Raw genomic sequence first — 24,065 nt, 5'->3', positions numbered from 1 at the left:
GGCATCCGCGATGGAAACCCCGGACTTCCCCAATTCCGACAGCCCCTACCACCGCCACCTCGGCGTCACCGTCGCCGCCTGGGAGGACGGCTTCGCCCGGCTCGTCTGCGACACCGTCGAGCACCACGCCAACCGCTCCGGCATCGTCCATGGCGGCGTGCTGCTCTCGATGATCGACCAGGCGGCAGCCTTCGCCGGACTCTATTGCCCCTTCCCCGGCCGGGTCCGCCGGGCGGTGACGCTCGACCTCGACTGCCGCTTCACCGGCCAGGCCCGCATCGGCCTGCGGCTTTCCGCCGAGGGTCGGGTGATGACCGCCGGCCGCAACGTCTTCTTCGCCCGCACCGAGGTCTTCGACGAGGCCGGCACGCTCGTCGCCTTCGGCGCCTCCACCCACCGCTACCGCGCCGGCAGCGGCGACCGGCAGGGCGTGCCGCTGGACTAGCCCCGGCCCAGGGCCGCCGCCGCCACCTCCGGCCCGGCGAGGATCTCGAGGCAGCGGGCCAGGTCGATCCGCCGCAGCGCCCCGGGCCGGTCCCGCGGCGGCAGCAGGGCGGCGATCCGCCGGGTCATCTCCTGGGTCGCCCAGTCGTAGTGCAGGCCGCCGCCGAGCCGCCGCCCCGCCGCCTCCAGCGCCCGCAGGTGCCGTGCCGCGGTCTCCATCGCCGCCACCTCCGCGTCCTGCACCTGCGGCGCGGCACCGAGCCGGGCCGCCGGCGCCAGCATGTGCTGCTCCACCAGCGCCATGTAGTGGCTGCGGAAGGCGAGCTCCGCCCGCTGCCGGGCGGCGGCCAGGCGCTTCGGCCGGTCGCCGGTCAGCAGCGGGCATTCCGCCAGGTCGTCCAGCTGGGCGGCCAGCGCCTGCGCCGTCGCGGCGAGCTGATGCGGCCGCAGCTCGACGAAGGGCGGCAGCGCCCCCGCCAGCATCCCGTCCAGCGCCTGCTGCGCCACCCCGCGCGCCTGCGGGTGCAGGGCCGAGGCCGCCTGCAGGAGCCGCCCCGGCGCCGTGGCCCGCTGCAGCAGGGTCGCCAGCGCCAGGGCCAGAGCCTCCGGCCCGGCCGGCGTCACCGCCTGCAGCGCCGCCCGCGCCAGCGCCTCCGGCGGCCCCTCCGCCGCCGCGGCCAGCGCCGCCCAGAGCGCCGTCCCGGCAGCCCAGAGCGGCCGGCAGAGCGCGGCGATGCCGGCGTAGTCCCCGGCCGAGAGGCCGCACTCGGCCCAGCCCGGCGGCGGCGCCTCCGGCAGCAGCCGCGCCTCGGCCGGCCAGACCCGCGCCCCGCAGGCGGCGACCTGCGCGGCCTCCTCGGTGGTGCATTGCGCGGCGGTTGCCGCGATCGCCGCGCCCTCCGGCCCCATCGCCCGCTGCACCGCATCGGCCAGCACCCGCAGCGCGCTGCGCGGCAGCAGCGGCGCGCCGCGGCTCCAGTCCTGGGCGGAGACGATGCCGCCATCCAGCGGCAGGAACAGCAGCCGGGCGAAGCGCAGCCGCCGCGGCGTGCCCAGCCCGCGCAGCCGCGGCCGTACCGGGTCGATGATCCGGTCGAGCTCGCCCCGGTCCACCAGCCCGTCGAGGAAGCCGACGATCCGCGTCACCGCCGCGTCGTCGGCCAGGGCCGTGGCCTGGCCGAGGCTGCGGACCTCCCGCAGCGGGTTGCGGGCCGGCGCCTGCGGCGTCATGCGGCCGCCGCCCGCAGCCCCTCGTTGCGGGCGATGAGCTCGAGGCTGCGGCCGGTCATCCCGTCCTGGCCCGGCGGCAGCGTGCGGCGCCACTGCGCCTGGGCGGCCAGCAGCGCCTCCCGCTCGGCACCGGGGTCGAAGCCGGCATCGGCGCCGCACCAGTCGTCGAGCTCGGCCGGCAGCAGCGGCACCATCGCCGCCATGTCGGGCAGCACCAGGCCGCGGCGGGCGGGCTCGGCGCCGCGCCAGAGGCCGCAGACCAGGTCCCAGCCGTCCAGCAGCCAGTCCAGCCGGGCGGTGCGGAGCGCGAGGTCGCGGTCGCGGCCGGGCCGGGCGCGGCCCTCGGCGCCGGGCGCGGCACGCCAGTGGCGCAGCAGCCCCGGCAGGTCGGCCAGCGCCGCATGCGCCCCGGCCAGCACCGGCCGGCAGCAGCGCAGGGTGAGCCGGGCGCCCTGGGCGATCAGCCGCGCGCAGCCCTGCTCCGGCCCGGCTTCCGCGGCGATGTCCCGGCCCAGGGCGCCGATCGCCGCCATGAGGGCCGGGGCCGGGGCGGCGGTGGGGTCGCCCGGCAGGCCGCAGAGGCTGCAGGCCGCGGCCAGCTCGGCCAGGGCCTCGAAGGCGGCAAGCGGCGCGACCCCGGTGCCCGGCTCCTGCAGCACCGACCGGGCGCGCGCCTCCAGCGCCGGCAGGCTCTCCCGCTCGGGCGGCGGGCCGGCCTCCCGGCCAGTCTCCCGGCCCATCTCCCCTTGGCGGACCAGCTCGAGCAGCAGGTGGTACTGGGTGCGGGTGCGTCCCTGCAGCGCCTCGGCGAAGGCGACCTCGGCGGCGCGGGCGGCGGGGCGGCCGGCATAGCCCTCGGCGGCGACGCCGCGGGCGGCCTCCCGGACGGTGCGGGGCGCCAGCACCGGCAGCCGGGCGATGCGCTCCCAGAGCACGCGGTCATGCAGCGTCGGCATGCAGCTGTCCGGCAGCGCCGACCAGGGGATGACATAGGCCCCGTCCTCCCCGACCGGGTTGGCCAGGACCAGCTCAGGCTCCGACCGGTCGCCGGGGCGGATCCGGCCACCCAGCAGGTGCGGCGTGGTGAAGGGCACCGCCACCCCGCGGCGGAGGAAGGTCGCTGGCCGGTACTGGCCCGATTCGAACTGCGCCGCTCGGGCGATGGGATGGGATGCGGGCATTCCGGCCAGCCTCCCACCGCCGGCTGAAGCTTCGGTTAAGCCGGCGGCCCGTGCGGCTTGCCCATCCTATTCCGCCCGCAGCGCCGCCCGCCGCGCGGCATGGCCGGCCGGGTCCGCCAGCGCCGCCAGCCGCACCGCCGCCAGGGTGGCGAAGCGGTGCAGCAGGGCCCGCCGCCGCGCCGGCGCCAGCGGATGCGCCGGCGCCTCGCGCAGCCGCACCGCCTCGCCGCCCTCGGCCACCAGCAGCCCCGCCGCCTCCGGCAGCAGCGCCTGGGGGAAGTCGAGGTCCACGGCGAAGTAGAGCCGGTCGCAATAGTCGCGGTACTCCGGCCACTTGCCGTCCGCCAGGTAATCCCGGGCGCAGGACTTCACCTCGATGATGACGAAGCCGCCATCCGGCAGCAGCGCCAGCAGGTCGGCGCGGCGACCGTTCGGCAGCGGCATCTCCCCGACCACGGCCCAGCCGCTGAGGGCGCAGTAGCGGCTGGCCGCCAGGGTGATGCGGGCGGTCCGGGCCGCCGTCGCCGGCGGCAGCCCGGAGACCTCATCCAGGGGTTGCGCCAGGCCGGGGTCACTCACGAAATTATTGCTCCGCCTGCGGTGACCATATGGTCATCACCGTACTGACCTGCGATGGTGGCGCAGGGTACATTCCAAAGCATGATCGCAACGCGCTTCTCCGTCGGCCTCCATATCCTCGTCCTGGTCGCCAGCGACCCACCCGGCGATGCCACCAGCATCCGCCTCGCGGCCAGCATCGGCACCAACCCGGTGGTCGTCCGGCGCATCGCCGGCCTGCTGTCCCGGGCCGGGCTCATCACCGTGCAGCGCGGCCCCGGCGGTGCCAGCCTGACCCGCGAGGCGGCGGCGATCAGCCTCGCCGATGTCTGGCGGGCGATCCACCCGGAACGGGAGCGGATGATCAGGGTGCATGGCCGGACCAACCAGGAATGCCAGACGGGCCGGCGCATCCCGGCCTTGCTGCGCAGCCGCTTCGACGCCGCCGAGGCCGCGGTGCTGGCCGACCTCGCCCGCACCAGCATCGCCGAGCTGGTCACCGAGGCCGGCCGGGACTGAGCGGGGGCGGCCGGCCGCCGGCCAGCAGGCCGTCGATCGCCCGCGCCAGGCGGACGTCCCGCTCCGAGAGCCCGCCCGCGTCATGCGTGGTGAGCAGGATGTCCACCCGGTTCCAGACATTCGACCACTCCGGGTGATGCTCCTGCTGCTCCGCCAGCAGCGCCACCCGCGCCATGAAGCCCCAGGCGGCGGAGAAGTCGGCGAAGCGGAAGCGGCGCTCGATCGCATCCCGGCCGGCGGCCATGCTCCAGTCCGGCAGCGCCGCCGCCAGCGCCGCCCGCCCCGCCGCATCCAGTGTCTCGACCATCGAACCCTCCCTTCGCCGCCGCGCCGTCCCGCAAGCCCCTTGACGGGGCCCGCCGGGCAGCCTCCGGTGCGTCCATGCGCCACACCACCCCACCCAGCCTCGACGACATCCTGGAGATGGCCGAGCAGGCCTTCGCCGCAATCCCCGCCACCCTCCGCGACAAGGTGCGCGGCACCGCCATCGTGGTCGAGGAGACCGCCGACGACGAGGTCCTGGAGGCGATGGGGATCGAGAATCCCTGGGAGCTCACCGGCCTCTATCGCGGCACCCCGCTGACCCAAAAAAGCGTGCTCGACGTCCCGCTCGAGCCCGACACCATCCTGCTGTTCCGCGAGCCCATCCTGCTCGAATGGGTCGAGACCGGGGAGGAGCTGTTCAAGCTGGTCCGCAACGTGCTGATCCACGAGATCGGGCACCATTTCGGCCTCTCGGACGCCGACATCGACCGGCTCGAGACCGAGGACTAGCCCCGCCTCACCGCAGCCCCGCCCGCACCGCCGCCGCCGGCACCGCCGCCCCCATCGCCACCCGCAGCACCGCGGTCGAGGCGACCCCGGCCACCGCCCAGGACCCGTCCGCCCCGCGCGCCAGCAGCGGCGCGCCGCTGACGCCGCGGGTGCCGGCGCAGTCGTGCACCAGCATCCCCGCCGGCCCGGCCGCGGCGAAGCCCAGCAGCCGGCAGGCGGAATCGGCCAGGATCACCTCCGGCCGGTCCTGCTGGTAGCCGCCGAGCGCCAGCGCCGCGCGGGGCGCCGGCGCCGTCTCCAGCAGCGGCAGCAACCGGTCGGGGGTGCCGAGGGGCCTGTCCAGGGTCAGCACCGCCCAATCCGCCGCGGCCGGGCCGCCGCCGCCCGGCAGGTAGCCGTCGCCGACCCGGAAGCCGGTGACCTCGGCATGGCCGAGATGGCTGCCGCGGTCGTAGCCGAGCAGGAAATGCACCGAGCCCGGCTGCACCAGCACCGGGGTCCGCCGCGCCACCAGGCAATGCGCCGCGGTCAGCACCAGCCGCGGCCCGATCAGCGTGCCGGTGCAGCGGGTGCCGAGCTCCGTCTGCACCCGCCCCAGCCCGCGCCAGGGCGGCTGGCCGCGGTCGACCGGCCGGCGCGGATCCTCGCGGCCGAGTCCCGGCAGCACCGAGGGCGGCACCGGCTGCGCCACCGCCAGCCCCGGCAGCAGCAGCAGCAGGGCGGCGGCGAGCTGCCTCAGGGGGTTGGCCCGCGGGCGCCGGCGGCCATTACGTGCAGCATCACCTGCGCCTCGCCGGCCCGCTCGAAGCGGAGCGTCAGCGGCACCTCGCCGCCCTGGACCAGCGCCGCGGTCAGGCCGATCAGCATCACGTGCAGCCCGCCCGGCCGCAGGGTGACGGTCTCGCCCGGCGGCAGGGCGATGCCCTCGACCGGCCGCATGCGCATCACCTCGCCGTCGCGCACATGGGTATGCAGCTCGACCTTCCGCGCCGCCGGGGAGCTGGCCGAGAGCAGCCGGTCGGGCGCGGTGCCGCCGTTGCGGATGGTCAGGAAGCCGGCGCCGGTGCCATTGGCCCCGGCGGCGCGGGACCAGGGCTGGGTGACCGAGATGGCGCCGACCTCGGCATCATGCGCGGCGGCGGCGACGGGGATGGCGGCCAGCAGCCCGAGCAGGGCGCGGCGGTACGGGTGGGTCATGGGCATGTCCTCAGCGGGCGGCCTGGCGCGCGGGCCAGATCGCCGGGGGTTCGGGAAGCCGGGCCTCGATCCGGCCGGCAAGGCGCGTGAGGCGGATCGCCTCCTGCGCCCCGGCCTCGGGGTCGCCGGTCTCGCAGGCGGCCTCGGCCAGGGCGCCGGCGCGGGCGATGGCGGCGGCCTCGGCCGCGGTCGCCTGCGGCGCGAGGTCGCGCAGCAGGGCCAGCGCCGGGTCGAGGGCGGCACGGCAGACCAGGGTGAGCTGGCTGTTCAGGTAATCGGTGTCGCAGGCCCGGGCCAGCGGCGGGGCCAGCAGCAGGGCGGCGGCGAGCAGGGCGATCCGCATGTCACTGCGCTCCGTCGCGGCCGCGCGCCGGCAGCAGCCGGAGCGAGGGGGCGGGCATCCGATAGTCGGTGACGCGCCGGCCGGGCTCGGGGATCTCGGCCCAGGCGGCGGTGCCGCCGCCGGCGCAGGCCTGGATCGCCGGCAGGTGCAGCGTCTCGCCCGGCCGGTCGCCGAGGTGCAGCATCAGGACGAATTCCTCGTACTGCTCATCCGGCAGCGGGCCGCCGGACCAGGTGATCTCGCTCACCCGCTCGGACAGCATGCCGCCATGGCCGTTCGGGACCGGCGCCTCCAGCGGCAGCCGGGCGATGGCCAGGGTCCAGCCCGGCTTGGGCATCGGCCGGGCGCCCACCACGCCCTCCGGCAGGCGGATGGTCAGCCGCTCGGTGGCGGCGCCGGCGCAGCCGTGCGGCACCCGGAAGGCGGCGCGGACATAGGCCCCGGCCGCGGCCTGGGGCGGGTCGAGGGTGACATGGGCGGCGGCGGGCGGGACGAAGGCGGGGGCGGCGAGGAGGCAGCCGCCCAGCAGGGCGGCGTGGAATGGCGGGCGCATGGCGGTCTCCGGCGACATCGGGAAACGCGTGGCCGGGACCGGCCGCGCGGGATGCGTCAGGAGAGCGCGGGAGGAGCCCTGGCCCCGCCGGGCGGGCCGCGGATGCCGGACGGCAGGCTCGCCGGGGCGGCGGCCGGCGCCGCCAGGGCGACCCAGGCCGGGGCCGGCAGCGCCGGCAGCGCCAGATCGGCGCCCTGCGGCAGGGCGTGGCAGGCCTGGCAGGCACCGTCATGGCCCGGCCCGGCCGGGGTGCCGTCCGGCGCGGCATGGAGGGTCCGCAGCCCCTCGGCGGTGCAGATCTCGACCGCCAGCGTGGCCTGCCCGGCCGCCAGGTACAACGACGGCGCCAGCACGGCCTGCAGCAGCAGGACCGCGGCGAGGAGGCGTCGAAGCGGGGCCGGCAGCCGGTGGATCACCCGGCGACCTTAGCCAGCCCGGCCGCCGGGGGCAAGGCGAGGTCGTATTCCACCTCCGGCACGTAGAAGGCCTGCTCCTTGCCGAGCAGCGAGGAATAGAGCGTGAAGTGCTCGACCGGCATCGGCGGCGCCCGGAACAGGTTGTGCGCCTGGACATAGGCGATGAGCTTGTCCGGCGGGGCGCGATCGGTCCGCGCCAGGGTCACGTGCGGGGCGAAGCGCTTGCGCTCGGGCTCGAGCCCGATGCGCTGCAGCGCGGTCTCGACCTTGGACTGCAGGAAGGCGAGCGGATCGGTCTTCTCGACCCCGACCCAGAGGGCGCTGATCCGCCCCGCCTTCTCGAAGGTGCCGAGGCCGCGCAGCGAGAGCTCGAAGGGCCGGGCGCGGATATTGGCCAGGGCGTCGTCCACGTCCTGGGCCTGCCAGGATTCCACCTCGCCGATGAAGCGCAGCGTCAGGTGGTAGTTCTCCGGCGGCACCCAGCGGGCGCCGGGGATGCCGCCCGCCAGCAGGGCCAGCTGGGCCTTGATCGCGGCGGGCAGGGCGAGGGCAACAAAGAGGCGGATCATGCTGGGATCTCCTCGGGAGGCGACGGCTCAGGCGGGAGGCACGCGGTCCAGCAGGGTCTCGACCATCGGCAGGATGCGCCTGACGATGATGGCGACGCCCTGCGGATTGGGGTGGATGCCGTCCGGCTGGTTGAGCGCCGCATCGCCCGCCACGCCGTCGAGGAAGAAGGGATAGAGCAGGACCTCGGGCCGCGCCCGTGCCAGCTCGGTGAACATGGCGGCGAATTCGCGGCCGTAGTCGGCGCCGAGGTTGGGCGGCGCCAGCATCCCCGCCAGCAGCACCGGGAGCTTCGCCGCGGCCAGCTTGTCCAGGATGCCGGCCAGGTTGGCGCGGCTGTCCCGCGGCGGCAGGCCGCGCAGCCCGTCGTTGCCGCCGAGCTCGACCAGCGCCGCCTGCGGCCGGTCGGCCAGGGCCCAGTCCAGCCGGGCGAGGCCGCCGGCGGTGGTGTCGCCGGAGACCCCGGCGTCGATGATGCGGACGGCGCGGCCGCGCGCCGCGAGGGCGGCCTGCAGCCGGGGGGCGAAGCCCTGGCCCTGCGGCAGGCCGTAGCCGGCGGCGAGGCTGTCGCCCAACACCAGCAGGCGAACCGGCTCCGCGCCCTGCGCCGCCGCCCGGCGCAACACTCCGACACCCGAAAGCCCTATGCCAATGGCCGCCCGGCGCCCATATGGCCTGGCATCCCGGAACCCGCACGGACCCATGGACACCATCGCAAGCCACTCCCGACCCCTGACGTCCCGACCGATCGACGAATCGCTCATCACCGCCAGGGGCCTGGGCTTCAAGGTGGTGGGGGCGGCGGGCGAGGTCAACATCCTGCGCGGGGTGGACCTCGAGGTCGGCCGCGGCGAGGCGGTGGGGCTGGTCGGGCCCTCGGGCTCCGGCAAGACCTCGCTGCTCATGCTGCTGGCGGGGCTGGAGCGGGCGACCGCCGGCACCCTGCGGGTCGCCGGCCAGGCGCTCGGCGGCATGGACGAGGATGCGCTGGCGCGCTTCCGGCGGGAGCATGTCGGCATCGTCTTCCAGGCCTTCCACCTGATCCCGACCATGACCGCGCTCGAGAACGTCGCGGTGCCGCTGGAATTCGCCGGCCGCCGGGATGCCTTCGCCCGGGCCGAGGCGGCGCTGGCCGCGGTCGGGCTCGGGCACCGGATCGGGCACTACCCGGGGCAGCTCTCGGGCGGCGAGCAGCAGCGGGTGGCGCTGGCCCGGGCGACCGTCGCCGAGCCGCCGCTGCTGCTGGCGGACGAGCCGACCGGCAACCTCGACCGCGAGACCGGACGGCAGGTCATGGACCTGCTGTTCGGCCTGCGGGAACGGCTGGGCACCACCCTGCTGCTGATCACCCACGACCAGGCGCTGGCCGAGCGCTGCGGCCGGGTGGTGCGGATGGAGGACGGGCTGGTGGTGCCGGCCTGACCGATAGGACCCAGGGAGAGACAGGATGCGGATGGTTCTGGTGATGATCGCGGCGCTGTCGCTGACCGGCTGCGGGCTGGTGGCGCTGCCCTTCCGGGTGACCGGCGACGTGATCTCGGTGGTGCCGGTGATCGGCAAGCCGCTCGGGGCGCCGATCCATGCGGTGGGCGATGTGATCGACTAAATTCGCCTCAAAACGGCTCAATTCCGCTCAATTTCCCTCAATCCTCGAGGGCCAGGCCCTTGATTGGCCTGGGTTTCCCCCGGCCGAATTTTAGAATTGAGGATTGAGCGACAGGTCCCCGCGGAAGCCACCCGGACCGGTGCCCGCGGCCTTGTTAAGGTATCGCAACGGCCGCGGGGATGCAAGCCGCTCAGCGCGGCGTGGCATCCGCCCGGCGCCGCTCGATCTCCCGCCAGCGGGCGACGTTGCGGTTGTGCTCCTCGAGCGTGCGGGCGAAGGCATGGCCGCCGCTGCCGTCGGCGACGAAATACAGCTCGTCGGAGGCGGCCGGCCGGGTCACCGCCCGCAGCGCCGCCAGCCCCGGGGCGGCGATCGGCGCCGGCGGCAGGCCGCGCAGCCGGTAGGTGTTGAAGGGATGCTCGCGCTCGAGGTCGGCGCGGCTCAGCGGCCGGTCGAGCGGGACGCCGTTGCCGGCGGCATAGGCGACCGTCGGGTCGGACTGCAGCGGCATGCCCTGGCGCAGCCGGTTGAGGAAGACCGCGGCGATGCGCGGACGCTCCTCGGCCAGCGCGGTCTCGCGCTCGACGATGCTGGCGAGGATGAGCGCCTCGCGCGGGCTGGCCAACGGCAGGCCCTCGGCCCGGACGGCCCAGCTCTCGGCCAGGGCCTGGGCCATGGCCGCCTCGGCCCGGCGCAGCAGGGCGGCACGGTCGTCGCCCCACTGGTAGGCGTAGGTCTCCGGCAGCACGGCGCCCTCGGGCAGCGCCGGGGCCTCGCCGACCAGCCCTTCGGCCTTGGCCAGCAGCGCCGCGATCTGCCAGGTGGTCAGCCCCTCCGGCAGGGTCAGGCGGCGCTGCACCGGGCGGCCGTGGCGCAGGATGGCCAGGATCTCGGCGACCGAGGCGCCGGGGGGGAAGGCGAATTCGGCGGCGCGCAGCGGCCCCTCGCCGCGGGTCGCCAGCGTCGCCAGGGCGAAGACCCGCGGGTCGTCGATGGCGCCCGCCGCCTGCAGCGCGGCGGCGATGGCCTCGGTGCCGCCGCGGGGGATGACGAGCTGCGCCGGGGCCGCCAGCGGGCCCGGCGCCTGGTAGAGCCGCAGCGCCTGCCAGGCGCCGGCGCCGGCCAGCAGCGTCAGGACCAGCAGCGCCGCCCCGGCCCGCCTGAGGCCGCGCCTCAGGACACGGCCGCCCGCACGGAAGCCACCCCGGCCGCCGCGTCAGATGGCGCGGAAGACGATGCTGGCATTGGTGCCGCCGAAGCCGAAGCTGTTCGACAGCGCCACCTCGATCGGCCTCTCCTGCGCGACCTTGGCGACCCGGTCGATCGCGCTCTCGCGCGAGGGTTTCTCGAGGTTCAGGGTCGGCGGGGCGACCTTGTCGCGGATGGCGAGGATGGAGAAGATTCCCTCCACCGCACCGGCGGCGCCGAGCAGGTGGCCGATCGCCGACTTGGTCGAGGACATCGCCAGGCCGGGGGCGGCGTCGCCCCAGAGCCGCTCGACCGCGCTCAACTCCAGGTCGTCGCCCATCGGCGTCGAGGTGCCGTGGGCATTGACGTACTGCACCTGCTCCGGGCTGACCCCGGCGCTGCGCAGCGCCGCCCGCATGGAGCGGAAGGCGCCGTCGCCGGTCTCGGAAGGGGCGGTGATGTGGTAGGCGTCGCCCGACATGCCGTAGCCGATCACCTCGGCGTAGATCTTCGCGCCGCGGGCCTTGGCGTGCTCGTATTCCTCGAGCACGCAGACCCCGGCGCCCTCGCCCATGACGAAGCCGTCGCGGCCCTCGTCCCAGGGGCGGGAGCCGGCGGCGGGGTTGTCGTTGTAGGCGGTCGACAGCGCGCGGGAGGCGCAGAAGCCGGCCATGCCGATCTCGCTCACCGCCGCCTCGGCGCCGCCGGCCACCATGACGTCGGCATCGCCGAAGGCGATCAGCCGCGCCGCGTCGCCCAGCGCATGCACGCCGGTGGCGCAGGCGGTGACGACCGCATGGTTCGGGCCCTTGAAGCCGTAGCGGATGGAGACGTGGCCGGAGGCCAGGTTGATCAGCGCGCTCGGGATGAAGAAGGGCGAGACGCGCTTGTGCTTGCCTTCCCAGATCAGCCGGGAGCTCTCGAAGATCGTGGTCAGGCCGCCGATGCCGGAGCCGATCATCACGCCGGTGGCGCAGCGATCCTCCTCCGATTCGGGCAGCCAGCCGCTGTCCTCCACCGCTTCCACCGCCGCCACGACGGCGAGCTGGATGAAGCGGTCCATCTTCTTCTGGTCCTTGACCGGGATCCACTCGGCAAGATCGAGCTTACCCTCGGCCCGGGCGCCGACCGGGACCTGGCCGGCGATCTTCGCCGTCAGATCCTTCACGTCGAAGGACTGGATCGCGGCAATGCCGCTCTCGCCCTCGACCAGCCGTTTCCAGACCCGTTCGACGCCCAACCCGAGCGGGCACGCGATGCCCATGCCGGTGACGACAACCCGCCGCGGCGCGGCACCGTGTGCGAACACGCTCAGCCTCTCCCTGCGATCAGCGCAGACGTAAGTTCAGGCCTTCTGGCCATCGATGTAGGCGATGGCGTCCTTCACCGTGGTGATCTTCTCGGCCGCATCGTCCGGGATCTCCACGCCGAAGGCCTCCTCGAAGGCCATGACCAGCTCGACGGTGTCCAGGCTGTCGGCGCCCAGGTCGTCGATGAAGGAGGCGTCGTCGGTGACCTTGGCTTCGTCCACGCCGAGGTGCTCGACGACGATCTTCTTAACCTTCTCGGCGGTCTCGCTCATCGCGTGCCAGTCTCCAGAAATGCGTTGCCCCGGCCGGGGGGCCAGAATTGGACGGCCTGCATGCGCCCCCCGGGAGGCCTGCCGGCGACGCCTGCCCCCCGCGAGGAAGGTGGATGTCGGCCGGGACCGGGCAAGGGGCAGCACGGAACCCGGAGGGGGCGTAGGCGGTGTTTGCGATGCTGTCCAGCCCCCTTCGGCCTCCCGCCGGACACCGCCCCCCGGGCGGGCCCGGGGCGTTGCGCGGCCGGTCCGGCCTGCCGCGCCGCAGCATCGCGCCGGGCGCGGCTCAGTCCCGTCCCGGCGCCACGGCCTGGGCCAGCCGGGCGAGGCCGAGCATGGTCTCGATCGCTAGGCCCGGCGAGGCGATGCAGGCGAGGCCGGCCAGCCAGGCGGTATGGGCATCGCCGCCCTGGCCCAGCACCGCCAGGGGGGCGGCGAGCGCCGCGGCGCCGAGCAGCAGCCAGGGTCCCTCCCGCCAGGGGTCGCGGTGATCGCCGGATCGTCCGAGCCAGTCCACGCGCAGCTCCCCTGTCCTCGAGGGATCGATCAGGCATCAGCGGCGCCCCGCCGCGCGGGTTGCCAGGGCCCGGCGCCAATTCCGCGTGCGCCGCGACGGCGGCATCATGGGCCGCCGCACCGCCGCGGCGCCAGCGCGCGCTGGGCAGGCGCCCGATCGGCGTTGCGCGGCCGGGTGCGGCGCGCGCCGTGGCGGCGCGCCGCCTCAGATCATCGCCATGCCGCCGTTGACGTGGATGGTCTGGCCGGTGGTCCAGCCGGCCTCGGCGCTGGCCAGGAAGACCACGGCGGCGGCGATGTCCTCCGGCGCGCCCATCCGCCCGGTCGGGATGCGCTCCATCAGCCTGGCCTTCTGCGCCTCGTTCAGCGCATCGGTCATGGCGGTCTTCACGAAGCCCGGGGCCACGACGTTCACCGTCACCCCGCGGGTCGCCACCTCCTGCGCCAGCGACTTGCTCATGCCGATGAGCCCGGCCTTGGCGGCGCTGTAATTGGCCTGCCCCGCATTGCCGGTGACGCCGACGATGGAGGCGATCGAGACGATGCGGCCCCAGCGGCGCTTCATCATGCCGCGCAGCCCGGCCCGCGCCAGGCGGAAGGGGGCGGTCAGGTCGACCTCGAGCACCGCCGCCCAGTCGGCGTCGCCCATGCGCAGCGCCAGCATGTCCCGGGTGAAGCCGGCGTTGTTCACCAGGATGTCGAGCGAGCCGAGGGCGCCCTCCACCTGCTCCACCAGCGCCGCCGGGGCGGCCGGGTCGGCGAGGTCGGCGGGGGCGACCAGCACCCCCTCCCCGCCCAGCTCGGCCGCCAGCGCCTCCAGCTCCGCCGCGCGGCGGCCGGTGATGGCCACCTTGGCGCCCCGGGCATGCAGCGCCCGGGCGATGCCCGCGCCGATGCCGCCGGTGGCGCCGGTGACGAGGGCGACACGGCCGGTCAGGTCGAACATCGGCGTCTCCTAGATCGTCTTGAGGAAGGCTTCGACATCGGCGGGGGTGCCGATGGCGGAGGCGGCGGCCTCCGGCGCGTTGCGCTTCATCAGCCCGGTGAGCACCTTGCCGGTGCCGACCTCGACGAAGCGGTCGCAGCCCATGGCGGCCATGGCGGCGACGCACTCGCGCCAGCGGACCGTGGCGGTCACCTGCTGCACCAGCAGGCGGCGGATCTCGGCCGGGTCGGTCGCCTTGGCGGCGGTGACGTTGGCGATCAGCGGCACCACCGGCGGGCGGATGGCGGCGGCGTCCAGCGCCTCGGCCATGGCATCCGCGGCGGGGGCCATCAGGGCGCAGTGGAAGGGCGCCGAGACCGGCAGCGGCAGGGCCCGCCGCACGCCGAGCCCGGGGGCGGCGGCGATGGCGCGCTCGACCGCGCCGGCGGCGCCCGAGACGACGATCTGGCCGCCGCCGTTGTCGTTGGCGATCTCGAGCACCTCGGCCGCCTCGGTCTCGGGGTCGGTCCTGGCCGCGTCGCAGATCGCCTGGGCCTGGGCCAGGTCGGCGCCGAGCAGAGCGGCCATGGCGCCGGTCCCGGGCGGGGTCGCGGCCTGCATGGCGTCGCCGCGCAGCCGCAGCAGCCGGGCGGCGGTGGCGAGGTCGAAGGCGCCGGCGGCGGCCAGCGCGCTGTACTCGCCGAGCGAATGGCCGGCGACGAGGGCCACCTTGGAGGCGAGGCTGAAGCCGCCCTCCTTCTCCAGCACCCGGACCACCGCGACCGAGACCGCCATCAGCGCCGGCTGGGCATTGGAGGTCAGGGTGATGTCGATGGCCTGGCCCTCGAACATCAGCTTCGAGAGCTTCTGCTTCAGCGCGTCGTCGACTTCCTGGAAGACCTCGCGCGCGGCGGGGAAGGCCTCGGCGAGGTCGCGGCCCATCCCGGGGGCCTGGCTGCCCTGGCCGGGGAAGACGAAGGCCAATGCCATGGCGGTTCCTCAGGTTTATTGTGACAGATCAGGGCGGGGGCGGTAGCGCGGGGTCGGGATGGTGTCAACGGAAAGGCCCGGCCCGGCGCCCTTGCGGCCCGGTTGCATGCGGGGCCGCTTCTCATCATATGTCATGGGAATATGCCCGACTCCGGCGTGGCCCCGGTCATGGCCCCCGGCCGGCCCCTGGTGAGACCGCACGATGCCTGCCGCCGATGCTGCCTCCGTTGAGACCATGGCGGGGCCGGCGGCGGCCGGCGCCCCGCGGCGGCTGGTGCTGGCGCTGCTCGGGCTCTATGGCGCGGCGGCCCTGGCGGCGCTGCCCTTCGCCGCGCGGCCGGGCCCCGAGGTCACCGCCATCACCCCGCTCTTCGTCGCCACGGTGCTGATCACCGAGGTGGCGACCGGCTTCCTGGTCCTGGTGCGCTTCGAGGCGACCCGGCGCTGGTCGCTGCTGCTGCTCGGGGCCGCCTGCCTCTTCGCCGGGCTGATGGCGGTGCTGCACCTGCTGACCTTCCCCGGGGCGATCCTGCCCGGGCGCAGCATGCTGGGGATGCCGCAGGCGGCCGCCTGGACCTTCCTGCTCTGGATGGGCGGCTATGCCGGCCTGGCCCTGGCCGCGGTGGCCGCCGCCGCCTTCGCCCCGGGCTGGCGGGTGGCGCCGGCGCAGGTGCGGCGGCACGGCCTCTGGGCGGTGGCGCTGGTGGCGGGGCTGGTGCTGGGCTGCGGCCTGCTGGTGACCGGGAGGGTGGCGGCGCTGCCGCCGCTCATGCTGGGCCAGGCCTGGACCCCGCTCAACGCCGGCATGACCTACGGCGAGATGGTGGCGGTGGCGGCGGCCATCCTGCTGAGCCTGGCGGGGGCCGGGCGGCGGGACCCGATCTTCCTCTGGCTGGGCCTGGCGCTCAGCGCGCTGCTGGTCGCCAACCTGCTCTCGCTGGCCGGCGGCGCCCGCTATTCCCTCGGCTGGTCGCTGGGGCGGCTGAGCTGGGCGGTCTCGGCCTCCGTCCTGTTCCTGTTCTTCATGGGGCAGTTCCTCCGCCAGCAGCAGGCCCTCGCCCGGGCCAAGGCGACGCTGGAGGAGCGGGTCGCGGCGCGGACGGCGGAGCTGACCCAGGCGCTCGGCCAGCGCGACCTGCTGCTGCGGGAGGTCTACCACCGGGTGGAGAACAACCTGCAGATCGTCGATTCGCTGATCCATGCCGAGGCCCGGCCGGTGACCGACCCGGCGGCGCTGGAGGGCTTCGCCCGGCTGCGCCAGCGGGTCTTCACCCTGGGCCAGGCGCATCAGCAGCTCATGCGCTCGGCCGATCTGCGCTACTTCGACATCGCCCCCTTCCTCGAGGAGCTGGTGGCCGAGATCCGCCGGGCCGCCCTGCCGGGCTGCACGGTGGAGGTGCTGGCCGACCCGGTCGCGGTGGACCTCGACTTCGCCATCCCGCTGGGGCTGATCGTGACCGAGCTGGTGGCGCAGGCGGTCCGGCAGGAGGGGGTCGGCCGCGTGGCGGTGGCCTTCCGCCGGGAGGCGGGCGACGCCGCCCGGCTCACGGTGAGCGACGACGGGCCGGCGGCGCCCGGCGACCTAGCGGCCGGCAACCGGCTGATCGCCGGGCTGACCCGCCAGCTCGGCGGCCGGATCGGCATCACCCGCGAGGGCGGCACCCGCATCGGCATCGACCTTCCCATACCGGAGGCGGCATGACACGGAGCACGGGCGGCGTCCTGATCGTCGAGGACGAATTCCTCATCGCCGAGCTGCTGGTCGCGATGGTCGAGGACCTCGGGCTCCACGTCTGCGGCGTCGCCGCCACGGCGGCGGAGGCCATGGCCATGGCGGTGTCGCTGCGGCCGGAGCTGGTCACCATGGACATGCGGCTGCGCGGCGAGGGCGACGGGGTGGATGCCGCGCTGCACATCCATGCCCATGTCGGCGCCCGGGTCATCTTCATCACCGGCTCGCGCGAGCCGGACACGGTCGCCCGGATTGGGACCGACCATCCCGCCGCCGTGCTGTTCAAGCCGATCACCTTCGAGCAGCTCCGCCAGGTGGTCACCCGGCTGCGGCAATAGCCCCGCCCCTTCCCCCCGCCCGGCCGCTGCCTGTTGCATGCGGCGGGATGCGCAGCTAACCGGAACGAGCCGGATGCCGCCGGCGCCTCGGGCCGGCGGCGCCACTGATCGGGGCCCTCGCATGACCGCTGACGCCTTGCCGACCCAGGCCGCCCGCCCGGCCCGCCCCGCCGGGCGGGGCGCCACGCCGGTGCTGCGGCGGCTGCACCGCTGGCTCGGGCTCGGGCTCGGGGCCTGGTTCGCGCTGCTCGGGCTGACCGGCTCCCTCCTGGTCTTCACCGCCGAGATCGAGACCTGGGGCCAGGCCGCGCCCGGCCCCGGCCCGGCGCAGCCGCTGGCGGCGCTGGTCGAAGCGGCGCGGGCGAGCGGGCCGGAGGGGCTGCTGCGGGTCTGGCCGCCGGCCGGCGCGGGCCAGCCCCTGCGCGCCGACTTCCGCGACCGGAACGGCCGGGTCACCCGCTATCTCGACCCCTCCAGCGGCGCGGTGCTGGGCACGGTGCGGCAGGGCTCGCTCTGGATCCACTGGGTGCACGACCTGCACCGCGGGCTGCTGCTCGGCGGCCTGGGCGACCTGCTGGTCGGGCTGCTCGGCCTGCCGCTGCTGGCGCTGCTGCTCGCGGGCCTCGCGCTCTGGCTGCAGCGGGACGCGGTGCCCTGGCGGGAGAAGCTGGTCGCGCTCGGCGGGCTGCGCGGGCGGCGGCGGCTGGCCAACCAGCACCGGGCCTTCGGCCTGCGGGTGCTGCTGCCGCTGCTGGTCGCGGTGGTGACCGGGATCGGCATGGCCTTCCCGGACACGGTGCAATGGGGGCTCTACCGCCTCATCCGCTGGGGCACCCCGCCGGGCAGCGCCGCCGGGGCCGGGCCGGTCGACCTCGAGGGCGCGGTGCGGCTGGCCGGGGCGCTGCGGCCGGGCTGGCAGGTGCAGTTCATCGACCTGCCGGTGCCGGGGCGCACGACGACCATCGGCGTCGAGCTGGCGCCGCCGGCGCCCTGGCCGGGCCAGGGGATCTCGGTGCAGGTGGACCCGGCGAGCGGGGCGCTGCCCGAGATCGGCGGCGGCGACCCGGTCGGGCGGATCCGCGGCTGGATCGTCGCGCTGCACGACGGCACGGTGCTCGGCCTGCCGCACCGGCTGGCGCTGGCGGGCATCGGGGCGCTGCCGCTGGTCATGGGCTGGCTCGGGCTGCGGCTGTGGTGGCGCTCCCGCCAGGCGAAGCGGCAGGTGCGGCGCCGCGCCGCGGCGGCATGATCGGCGTCGAGACGCTGCTCCGCTGGCTCGACCTCGCGGGCATCGCGGTCTTCGCCGCCTCGGGGGCGCTGGTCGCCTCGCGCAAGCAGATGGACGCGGTCGGCTTCATCCTGGTCGCCGCGGTCACCGGCTTCGGCGGCGGCACGCTGCGCGACCTGCTGCTCGGGCGGCTGCCGGTGGTCTGGCTGCGCGACCCGGCGCTGCTGGCGGTGGCGAGCAGCGTCGCGCTGCTGGTCTTCTTCACCGCGCACCGCATCGAGAACCGCTTCCGCGCCCTGCTCTGGGCGGATGCGCTGGGGCTGTCGCTCTTTGCCGTGCTGGGGGCCGAGACCGCGCTGATCGCCGGGGCCAACCCCTGGGCGGCGGTGCTGCTCGGGGTGGTGACGGCCAGCTTCGGCGGGGCGCTGCGCGATGTCGTCTGCAACGAGATCCCGCTGCTGCTGCGCAAGGAGATCTACGCCCTGGCGGCGCTGGCCGGGGCCGCGGTCTTCGTCGGGCTGCGGCTGCACGGGGTGTGGCGGGACCCGGCGCTGCTCGGCGGCATGGCGGTCTGCTTCGGCATCCGCGCCGCGGCGATCGCCCGCGGCTGGTCGCTGCCGGCCTACAAGGGCCGGCCGGGGCGGGAGCATCCCGATCGCGGCTGAGGCGGGCGCCCGGTTCGGCTTGCGGCCGGGGCCGCGCCCGACCTAGGCTGGCCGCGCAGGGCCCCAGCAGAACGGCCCGCCGGAGGGAGTGCATCCATGCAGCGTAGGAGCCTCGCAGGCCTCACGGCCGGCATGCTGGCAGCCCCCGGCCTGGCACGCGCCCAGCCGGCCTATCCCGACCGGCCGATCCGCTTCATCGTCCCCTTCCCGCCCGGCGGCGGCACCGATGTCTGGGCGCGGATGGTGGCCGAGCCGCTGCAGGCCGAGCTCGGCCAGCCGATCCTGATCGAGAACCGCGGCGGCGGCGGCGGCATGGTCGGCACCGAGGCGGCGGCCAAGGCACCGGCGGACGGCTACACGCTGCTCTACAACATCACCACCCATGTCCAGGCGCCGGTCACCTTCCGCCGCTTCCCCTACGACCCGGTGGCGGATTTCTTCCCCATCGGCCGGCTCGGCACCACCGCCATCACCTTCTGCGTCGGCCCCTCGGTGCCGGCCGCGGTGAAGGACCTGGCCGACTTCGTCGCCTGGGGCCGCGGCCGGCCGCTGGCCTTCGGCAATTACGGCCAGGGCTCGACCGGCCATGCCTTCGCCGTGCTGCTGGCCGAGGAGGCGAAGCTGCAGGTCACGCAAGTCGCCTATCGCGGCGAGGCGCCGATGCTGCAGGACCTGCTGGCCGGCAGCTTCCACGGCAGCTTCAACAGCATGACCGCCTCGGGCGAGATGATCCGGGCGCGGCGCATCCGGCCGCTGGCGACCGGCGGGCCGGACCGGGTGCCGTCGCTTGCCGCCGAGATCCCGACCCTGATCGAGCTCGGCTATTCCCGCCGCTTCGACTTCACCGGCTTCACCGGGCTTTTCGCCCCGGCGCGGGTGCCGCAGGCGGCGAAGGACCGGCTGGTCGCGGCCTTCCGCCGGGTGGCGACCAGCGAGGCCATGCTGGCGCGGCTGCGCGCCATCGACACCACCCCGGGCTACGAGGACCCGGAGACCTTCCGCGCCTCGGTCCAGCGGACCCTGCGGCAATGGGCGGAGCTGGCCGAATCCCTCGACCTCTATGCCACCGGATGACCTGCATGAAGCGCCGACGCCTGCTTGCCCTGCCCAGCCTGCTCGCCACCCCGGCCATCAGCCCGGCCCTGGCGCAACCGCCCTGGCCCGACCGTCCCATCCGCTTCGTGGTGCCCTTCCCGCCGGGCGGGGCGACCGACATCTGGTCGCGGCTGATCGCCGAGGCGATGGGCGCCTCGCTCGGCCAGCCCATCGTCATCGAGAACCGCAGCGGCGCCGGCGGCATGGTCGGGACCGAGGCGGTGGCGAAGGGGCCGGCCGACGGCAACACGCTGCTCTTCACCATCAGCCCCTTCATCCAGTCGCCGGTGGTGTTCCGCCGCTGGCCCTACCAGCCGCTCGAGGATTTCGCCCCGGTCGGCAAGCTCGGCACCACGCCGCTGCCCTTCTGCATCCGGCCGGAGATCCCGGCGACGACGCCGGCCGAGTTCAGCGCCTGGGCGCGGGGGAAGGACCTGTCCTTCGGCTCCTATGCCACGGGCTCCTCGGGGCATGCCTTCGCGCAGCTCTACTCGGATACCGACCGGCTCGGCATGACCCATGTCGGCTACCGCGGCGAGGCGCCGATGCTGACCGATATCCTCGGCGGGCGGATCGCCTGCGGCTTCCACAGCATGACCGCGGCGGGGGATTTCATCCGCTCGGGCCGGCTGCGGCCGCTGGCGGTGCTGGGCCGGCGCCGGGTGCCCTCGCTGCCGGAGCTGCCGACCTTCCTCGAGCTCGGCTATCCCGCGGCCTTCGGCATGTCCGGCTTCATCGGGCTCTTTGCCCCGGCGCGGGTGCCGGCACCGGTGCAGGCGCGGCTGGCCGAGACCTTCGCCGAGGCGATGCGGCGGGAGGCGGTGGTGCGGCGGCTGCTCGAGATCGACACCCTGCCGGGCTGGCTCGGCCCGGTGGAGTTCCGCGCCGAGATCGCGGCGCAGCTGGCGGAGTGGACCGAATTGGCGACCGCGATGAACCTGACGGTGGATGGCTGATGACGATGACGACGAGACGTGCCCTGCTGGCCTTGCCGGCTCTCGCCACGCCCTGGATCGCCCGGGCGCAAGGCGGCTTCCCCGACCGGCCGATCCGCTTCATCGTTCCTTTCCCGCCCGGCGGCGGCACCGATACCTGGGCCCGCATCGCCGCCGAGGGGATGCAGCCCGAACTCGGCCAGACCATCATCATCGAGAACCGCGGCGGCGGCGGCGGGCTGATCGGCACCGAGGCGGCGGCCAAGGTCCCGCCCGACGGCTATTCGCTGCTGTTTACCATCACCACGCATATCCAGTCCCCGGTGGTGATGCGGCGCTTCCCCTACGACCCGGTCCATGATTTCGCCCCGATCGGCCGGCTGGGGACCACCTCCATCCTGTTCTGCGTCGGGCCGGCGGTGCCGGCCGGCGTCACCACCATGGCCGAATTCGCCGCCTGGGGCCGCGGGCGGGACCTCTCGCTCGGCTCCTATGCGCCAGGCTCGACCGGGCATGCCTTCGCGCTGATGGTGGCGGAGGAGGCGAAGCTCGAGATGACGCATGTCGCCTATCGCGGCGAGACGCCGATGCTGCAGGACATGCTGGGCGGCTCGATCCACGGCGGCTTCCACAGCATGGCCGCGGCCGGGGAGATGATGCGGGCCGGGCGGGTGCGCGCCCTGGCGAGCAGCGGCGTGGCGCGGGTGCCCTCGATGCCGCAGGTGCCGACGCTGAAGGAGGCCGGCTTCTCCGACCGCTTCGCCTTCAGCGGCTTCTCCGGCCTGCTGGCCCCGGCCCGCACCCCGCCGGCGGTGCTGGAGCGGCTGGTGAGCGCCTTCCGGGTGGCGGCGGCGAAGCCCGAGACGCACCAGCGGCTGCTGGCGATCGACACCATCCCGAGCTACCAGGACCCGGCCGCCTTCAAGGCGCAGATCGAGAAGAACCTGCGGGAATGGACCGAGATCGCCGCGCGGTTGAACCTCAGCATCGACGGCTGAATATCGCGCGGGGGGGATCGGTATTCTCCCCGAAGCGCCTCATCTATCCTCCGGACCGGAATGAGGAGCTTCGCCCATGAGTGAGCAGTCGGACTACACGCCGCCCAAGGTCTGGGTCTGGAACAAGGCCAACGGCGGCCGCTTCGCCAATACCAACCGCCCGACCGCGGGCGCGACGCACGAGAAGGAGCTGCCGGTCGGCCGCCATCCGCTGCAGCTCTACTCGCTCGGCACGCCGAACGGCGTGAAGGTGACGGTGATGCTGGAGGAGCTGCTGGCCGCCGGCCACACGGGCGCCGAATACGACGCCTGGTTGATCAAGATCGGCGACGGCGACCAGTTCGGCAGCGGCTTCGTCGGCATCAACCCGAATTCCAAGATCCCCGCCCTGCTCGACCGCAGCGGGCCGCAGCCGATCCGGGTCTTCGAGAGCGGCGCCATCCTGATGCACCTGGCCGAGAAATTCGGCGCCTTCCTGCCGACCGAGCCGGCGAAGCGGGCCGAGTGCCTGTCCTGGCTGTTCTGGCAGATGGGCAGCGCGCCCTATCTCGGCGGCGGCTTCGGGCATTTCTACGCCTATGCACCGTTCAAGATGGAATACCCGATCGACCGCTTCGCGATGGAAACCAAGCGCCAGCTCGACGTGCTCGACCGCCGGCTGGGCGAGAGCGAGTATCTGGCGGGGCCGGACTACACCATCGCCGACATCGCGGTCTGGCCCTGGTACGGCGGGCTGGCCAAGGGCTGGCTCTACAACGCCGCCGAATTCCTCGACGTGCAGTCCTACAGGAACGTCCAGCGCTGGGCCGAGGCGATCCACGCCCGCCCGGCGGCGAAGCGCGGCCGGATGGTCAACCGCGTCCAGGGCGAGCCCTCGAGCCAGTTGCACGAGCGCCACGACGCCGCCGACTTCGAGACCAAGACCCAGGACAAGCTCGCGCCCAGCTCCTAGACAGGAAGGATGGGGCCTGGGGAAGGAACGCCTTTCCTTCCCCGGCCTTGCCTTCCTCAGGCCCGCCGCAACGACGCTGCGGCCGGCGCCGCCGCCTCGCCGGCCAGGCTGCGGTCGATCTCCTCGATCGAGCGACCGCGGGTCTCGATCCCGAGGAAGAGATAGACCGCCCCCGCCATGGCGAACCAGGACGCCAGGTAGAGGAAGGCCGGCAGGAGGTGTTCCACCGAGGCTTCCGGCTTCACCACATTGGCGCTGCCGACCACCAGCGCCAGGCCGAGCGGGCCGATGATCTTGCCGAGCCCGCCGAAGCCATAGGCGCTGCCCATGCCGCTGGTGCGCAGATGCGCCGGCCAGACCTCGGCGGCATAGGGGCCGACGATGGCGAAGCCGCCGTCGGCGAAGAAGAAGGCGGCGATCAGCAGCAGCCAGAAGGCGGAGACGCCGAAGACCATGTCGGCGTGGAAGACGCCGGCCAGCACCAGGAACAGCGCCGCGCCGAAGCCGAGCAGCCCGCCCGCCGGCCGCCGGCCGATGCGCTCCGACATCACCGCGAAGCTGATGCGGCCGATGACGCCGCCGAGGGTCAGCCCGATCATCAGCTTGCTGGCATCGGCCGGCGTGACCTGCAGCAGCAGCACGAAGAGGGTCGGCGCCCAGAGGGTGACGCCATAGACCCCGGTCTGCGCCCCGAGGTTGCCGAACCAGGAGACGATGAGGCTGCGCGGGTGGCGGAACAGCTCGGACCAGCTGGGCTTCTGCTCGGCGCTGCCGATATCCTCCGGCCGCGGGTCGGGCAGCGACTGCGGGCTGACCTCGAGCGCCCAGGCGAGCGATTTCTTGGCCTCCCCCACCCTGCCCTGGCGCAGCAGCCAGCGGGGCGATTCCGGCACCCAGAGGCGGACCAGCAGCACCAGCAGCCCGGGCAGCACGCCGATCGCAAACAGGCCGCGCCAGCCGACCGACTCCGCCAGGAAGCCGCCGGCGACGGCGCCGAACATGACGCCGATCGGGATGAAGCAGGTGACCAGGCCGCCGATGAAGCCGCGCTTCCGCGCCGGCATGAATTCCTGCACCAGCGGCAGATCGACGCAATAGAGCCCGCCCACGCCGAAGCCGACCAGGAAGCGGAAGAAGACGAGGTAGGCGAGGCCGTTGTCCGGGGTGAAGTACAGCGCCCCGGTGGCCAGCGAGAAATTCAGGATGGTCAGGTTGAAGACCGGCCGCCGGCCGATGCGGTCCGCCATCCAGCCCCAGAAGACGGCGCCGGCCATCGCCCCGACGCCGGAGGAGAGCAGCATGACCGCCGACTGCCCGAAGGTGAGGTTCCAGCTGCCGATCATGAAGGGCAGCACGAAGCCGATCAGGAAGTAGTCGAAGAATTCCAGCGCATCGCCGAGGATGGCGGCGGTGATGATGCGCTTCTGGTTGCCGGTCAGCCGTTCCTGGCGATCGAGCAAGGCGAACATGGGCTATCCTCCCTGGGATCACCCGGCTGCCCCCTGCGGCGGTTGGCTCCGTCGGCGGGGCTTC

31 protein-coding genes are annotated in these 24,065 nt (G+C 74.5%); 13 read left to right on the top strand and 18 right to left on the bottom strand.

Translation table 11 applies throughout. The annotated features are described in order from the left end of the window. The first annotated feature begins 10 nt into the window (after positions 1–10). Positions 11–445 carry a PaaI family thioesterase gene (locus tag QWZ14_RS25720; protein ID WP_290319859.1) on the top strand — a complete coding sequence of 145 codons (435 nt, stop codon included), beginning with the start codon at positions 11–13 and terminating at the stop codon, positions 443–445. Here QWZ14_RS25720 and QWZ14_RS25715 read toward each other — a convergent pair. The 3 genes from QWZ14_RS25715 to QWZ14_RS25705 form a co-directional block, all read right to left on the bottom strand. Continuing rightward, positions 442–1,674, bottom strand: coding sequence for a hypothetical protein (locus QWZ14_RS25715; RefSeq protein WP_290319858.1), 1,233 nt, complete (start codon positions 1,672–1,674; stop codon positions 442–444). The genes QWZ14_RS25720 and QWZ14_RS25715 overlap by 4 nt on opposite strands. Continuing rightward, on the bottom strand, positions 1,671–2,855 hold the full coding sequence (locus QWZ14_RS25710; protein WP_290319856.1) for a hypothetical protein: 1,185 nt from the start codon (positions 2,853–2,855) through the stop codon (positions 1,671–1,673). The genes QWZ14_RS25715 and QWZ14_RS25710 overlap by 4 nt, the downstream gene beginning before the upstream one ends. Positions 2,856–2,921: 66 nt before the next feature. Continuing rightward, on the bottom strand, positions 2,922–3,434 hold the full coding sequence (locus QWZ14_RS25705) for an MmcB family DNA repair protein (protein WP_290319854.1): 513 nt from the start codon (positions 3,432–3,434) through the stop codon (positions 2,922–2,924). An 81-nt stretch (positions 3,435–3,515) separates the two neighbouring features. On the opposite strand from QWZ14_RS25705, the gene QWZ14_RS25700 reads away from it, so the two are divergent. After that, positions 3,516–3,932 carry an Rrf2 family transcriptional regulator gene (locus QWZ14_RS25700; protein WP_290319852.1) on the top strand — a complete coding sequence of 139 codons (417 nt, stop codon included), beginning with the start codon at positions 3,516–3,518 and terminating at the stop codon, positions 3,930–3,932. Here the strand turns inward: QWZ14_RS25700 and QWZ14_RS25695 are convergent. After that, complete coding sequence (locus QWZ14_RS25695) at positions 3,910–4,239, bottom strand: 4a-hydroxytetrahydrobiopterin dehydratase (RefSeq protein WP_290319851.1); 330 nt, start codon at positions 4,237–4,239, stop codon at positions 3,910–3,912. The two genes, QWZ14_RS25700 and QWZ14_RS25695, sit on opposite strands and share 23 nt — an antisense overlap. A 74-nt stretch (positions 4,240–4,313) precedes the next feature. On the opposite strand from QWZ14_RS25695, the gene QWZ14_RS25690 reads away from it, so the two are divergent. After that, entirely contained in the window at positions 4,314–4,706 is a 393-nt protein-coding gene (locus QWZ14_RS25690; protein ID WP_290319850.1) for a metallopeptidase family protein, read from the top strand. 7 nt (positions 4,707–4,713) lie between these two features. On the opposite strand, the gene QWZ14_RS25685 is transcribed toward QWZ14_RS25690, so the two are convergent. Genes QWZ14_RS25685 through QWZ14_RS25655 form a run of 7 tightly spaced genes read right to left on the bottom strand, consistent with a single transcriptional unit; the run spans position 4,714 to position 8,408 of the window. Next, positions 4,714–5,397 (bottom strand): trypsin-like serine peptidase, encoded by a 684-nt coding sequence (locus QWZ14_RS25685; protein WP_290319849.1) that lies wholly within the window; start codon positions 5,395–5,397, stop codon positions 4,714–4,716. Positions 5,398–5,441: 44 nt separating this feature from the next. After that, positions 5,442–5,903: a copper chaperone PCu(A)C gene (locus tag QWZ14_RS25680; RefSeq protein WP_290319848.1), complete on the bottom strand. Its 462-nt coding sequence runs from the start codon at positions 5,901–5,903 to the stop codon at positions 5,442–5,444. A gap of 10 nt (positions 5,904–5,913) precedes the next feature. After that, positions 5,914–6,246 (bottom strand): hypothetical protein, encoded by a 333-nt coding sequence (locus tag QWZ14_RS25675; RefSeq protein ID WP_290319847.1) that lies wholly within the window; start codon positions 6,244–6,246, stop codon positions 5,914–5,916. 1 nt (position 6,247) lies between these two features. Further along, positions 6,248–6,799, bottom strand: a complete 552-nt coding sequence (locus QWZ14_RS25670) for a YcnI family protein (RefSeq protein WP_290319845.1) — start codon at positions 6,797–6,799, stop codon at positions 6,248–6,250. Between the two features lie 56 nt (positions 6,800–6,855). Further along, a complete protein-coding gene (locus QWZ14_RS25665) occupies positions 6,856–7,215 on the bottom strand; it encodes a DUF2946 family protein (RefSeq protein ID WP_290319844.1) in 360 nt (119 codons plus the stop codon). Further along, positions 7,212–7,784: an RNA 2',3'-cyclic phosphodiesterase gene (thpR, locus tag QWZ14_RS25660; RefSeq protein ID WP_290319843.1), complete on the bottom strand. Its 573-nt coding sequence runs from the start codon at positions 7,782–7,784 to the stop codon at positions 7,212–7,214. Before thpR ends, QWZ14_RS25665 begins: the two co-directional genes overlap by 4 nt. A 27-nt stretch (positions 7,785–7,811) precedes the next feature. Next, the gene (locus QWZ14_RS25655; RefSeq protein WP_353959342.1) at positions 7,812–8,408 is read right to left on the bottom strand and encodes an arylesterase; all 597 of its coding nucleotides are present in this window, start codon (positions 8,406–8,408) and stop codon (positions 7,812–7,814) included. 76 nt (positions 8,409–8,484) lie between these two features. Between QWZ14_RS25655 and QWZ14_RS25650 the strand changes: the two genes are divergently transcribed. Both QWZ14_RS25650 and QWZ14_RS25645 read left to right on the top strand, forming a co-directional pair. Next, positions 8,485–9,204, top strand: coding sequence for an ABC transporter ATP-binding protein (locus tag QWZ14_RS25650; RefSeq protein WP_290319842.1), 720 nt, complete (start codon positions 8,485–8,487; stop codon positions 9,202–9,204). Between the two features lie 25 nt (positions 9,205–9,229). Then, a complete protein-coding gene (locus QWZ14_RS25645) occupies positions 9,230–9,388 on the top strand; it encodes a DUF6726 family protein (protein ID WP_290319841.1) in 159 nt (52 codons plus the stop codon). Positions 9,389–9,578: 190 nt separating this feature from the next. Here the strand turns inward: QWZ14_RS25645 and mltG are convergent, their stop codons facing one another. From mltG to fabD, 6 genes are all read right to left on the bottom strand, one after another. Next, the gene (gene mltG, locus QWZ14_RS25640; protein ID WP_353959346.1) at positions 9,579–10,382 is read right to left on the bottom strand and encodes an endolytic transglycosylase MltG; all 804 of its coding nucleotides are present in this window, start codon (positions 10,380–10,382) and stop codon (positions 9,579–9,581) included. Positions 10,383–10,604: 222 nt separating this feature from the next. Beyond that, the gene (fabF, locus tag QWZ14_RS25635) at positions 10,605–11,885 is read right to left on the bottom strand and encodes a beta-ketoacyl-ACP synthase II (protein ID WP_290319840.1); all 1,281 of its coding nucleotides are present in this window, start codon (positions 11,883–11,885) and stop codon (positions 10,605–10,607) included. A 36-nt stretch (positions 11,886–11,921) separates the two neighbouring features. After that, positions 11,922–12,158 (bottom strand): acyl carrier protein, encoded by a 237-nt coding sequence (locus tag QWZ14_RS25630; protein ID WP_290319839.1) that lies wholly within the window; start codon positions 12,156–12,158, stop codon positions 11,922–11,924. A gap of 286 nt (positions 12,159–12,444) precedes the next feature. After that, the gene (locus tag QWZ14_RS25625; protein WP_290319838.1) at positions 12,445–12,675 is read right to left on the bottom strand and encodes a hypothetical protein; all 231 of its coding nucleotides are present in this window, start codon (positions 12,673–12,675) and stop codon (positions 12,445–12,447) included. 204 nt (positions 12,676–12,879) lie between these two features. After that, complete coding sequence (fabG, locus tag QWZ14_RS25620) at positions 12,880–13,620, bottom strand: 3-oxoacyl-[acyl-carrier-protein] reductase (protein ID WP_290319837.1); 741 nt, start codon at positions 13,618–13,620, stop codon at positions 12,880–12,882. Positions 13,621–13,629: 9 nt separating this feature from the next. Further along, positions 13,630–14,589, bottom strand: a complete 960-nt coding sequence (gene fabD / locus QWZ14_RS25615; protein ID WP_290319836.1) for an ACP S-malonyltransferase — start codon at positions 14,587–14,589, stop codon at positions 13,630–13,632. Positions 14,590–14,791: 202 nt separating this feature from the next. On the opposite strand from fabD, the gene QWZ14_RS25610 reads away from it, so the two are divergent. The 8 genes from QWZ14_RS25610 to yghU all read left to right on the top strand — a co-directional run bounded on the left by QWZ14_RS25610 (position 14,792) and on the right by yghU (position 22,532). Continuing rightward, entirely contained in the window at positions 14,792–16,291 is a 1,500-nt protein-coding gene (locus QWZ14_RS25610; RefSeq protein ID WP_290319834.1) for an MASE4 domain-containing protein, read from the top strand. Then, a complete protein-coding gene (locus tag QWZ14_RS25605; protein WP_290319833.1) occupies positions 16,288–16,659 on the top strand; it encodes a response regulator in 372 nt (123 codons plus the stop codon). The genes QWZ14_RS25610 and QWZ14_RS25605 overlap by 4 nt, the downstream gene beginning before the upstream one ends. 121 nt (positions 16,660–16,780) lie before the next feature. Further along, positions 16,781–17,908, top strand: coding sequence for a PepSY-associated TM helix domain-containing protein (locus tag QWZ14_RS25600; protein WP_290319832.1), 1,128 nt, complete (start codon positions 16,781–16,783; stop codon positions 17,906–17,908). Continuing rightward, positions 17,854–18,552 carry a trimeric intracellular cation channel family protein gene (locus QWZ14_RS25595; RefSeq protein ID WP_290319831.1) on the top strand — a complete coding sequence of 233 codons (699 nt, stop codon included), beginning with the start codon at positions 17,854–17,856 and terminating at the stop codon, positions 18,550–18,552. Before QWZ14_RS25600 ends, QWZ14_RS25595 begins: the two co-directional genes overlap by 55 nt. A gap of 96 nt (positions 18,553–18,648) precedes the next feature. Next, a complete protein-coding gene (locus tag QWZ14_RS25590; protein WP_290319830.1) occupies positions 18,649–19,626 on the top strand; it encodes a Bug family tripartite tricarboxylate transporter substrate binding protein in 978 nt (325 codons plus the stop codon). A 5-nt stretch (positions 19,627–19,631) separates the two neighbouring features. Then, a complete protein-coding gene (locus QWZ14_RS25585; protein WP_290319829.1) occupies positions 19,632–20,603 on the top strand; it encodes a Bug family tripartite tricarboxylate transporter substrate binding protein in 972 nt (323 codons plus the stop codon). 5 nt (positions 20,604–20,608) lie between these two features. Then, positions 20,609–21,580, top strand: a complete 972-nt coding sequence (locus QWZ14_RS25580; protein ID WP_290319828.1) for a Bug family tripartite tricarboxylate transporter substrate binding protein — start codon at positions 20,609–20,611, stop codon at positions 21,578–21,580. A gap of 76 nt (positions 21,581–21,656) precedes the next feature. Continuing rightward, positions 21,657–22,532, top strand: coding sequence for a glutathione-dependent disulfide-bond oxidoreductase (gene yghU / locus QWZ14_RS25575; RefSeq protein WP_290319827.1), 876 nt, complete (start codon positions 21,657–21,659; stop codon positions 22,530–22,532). A gap of 56 nt (positions 22,533–22,588) precedes the next feature. On the opposite strand, the gene QWZ14_RS25570 is transcribed toward yghU, so the two are convergent. Next, positions 22,589–24,001: an MFS transporter gene (locus QWZ14_RS25570; protein ID WP_290319826.1), complete on the bottom strand. Its 1,413-nt coding sequence runs from the start codon at positions 23,999–24,001 to the stop codon at positions 22,589–22,591. Between the last annotated feature and the right edge of the window lie 64 nt (positions 24,002–24,065).

This window comes from Paeniroseomonas aquatica (assembly GCF_030409335.1).
In the GTDB taxonomy this organism is placed as follows: Bacteria; Pseudomonadota; Alphaproteobacteria; order Acetobacterales; family Acetobacteraceae; genus Belnapia; species Belnapia aquatica.
Note: the sequence above shows the minus strand (reverse complement) of the source record. Positions and strands in the feature narration are given on the sequence as shown.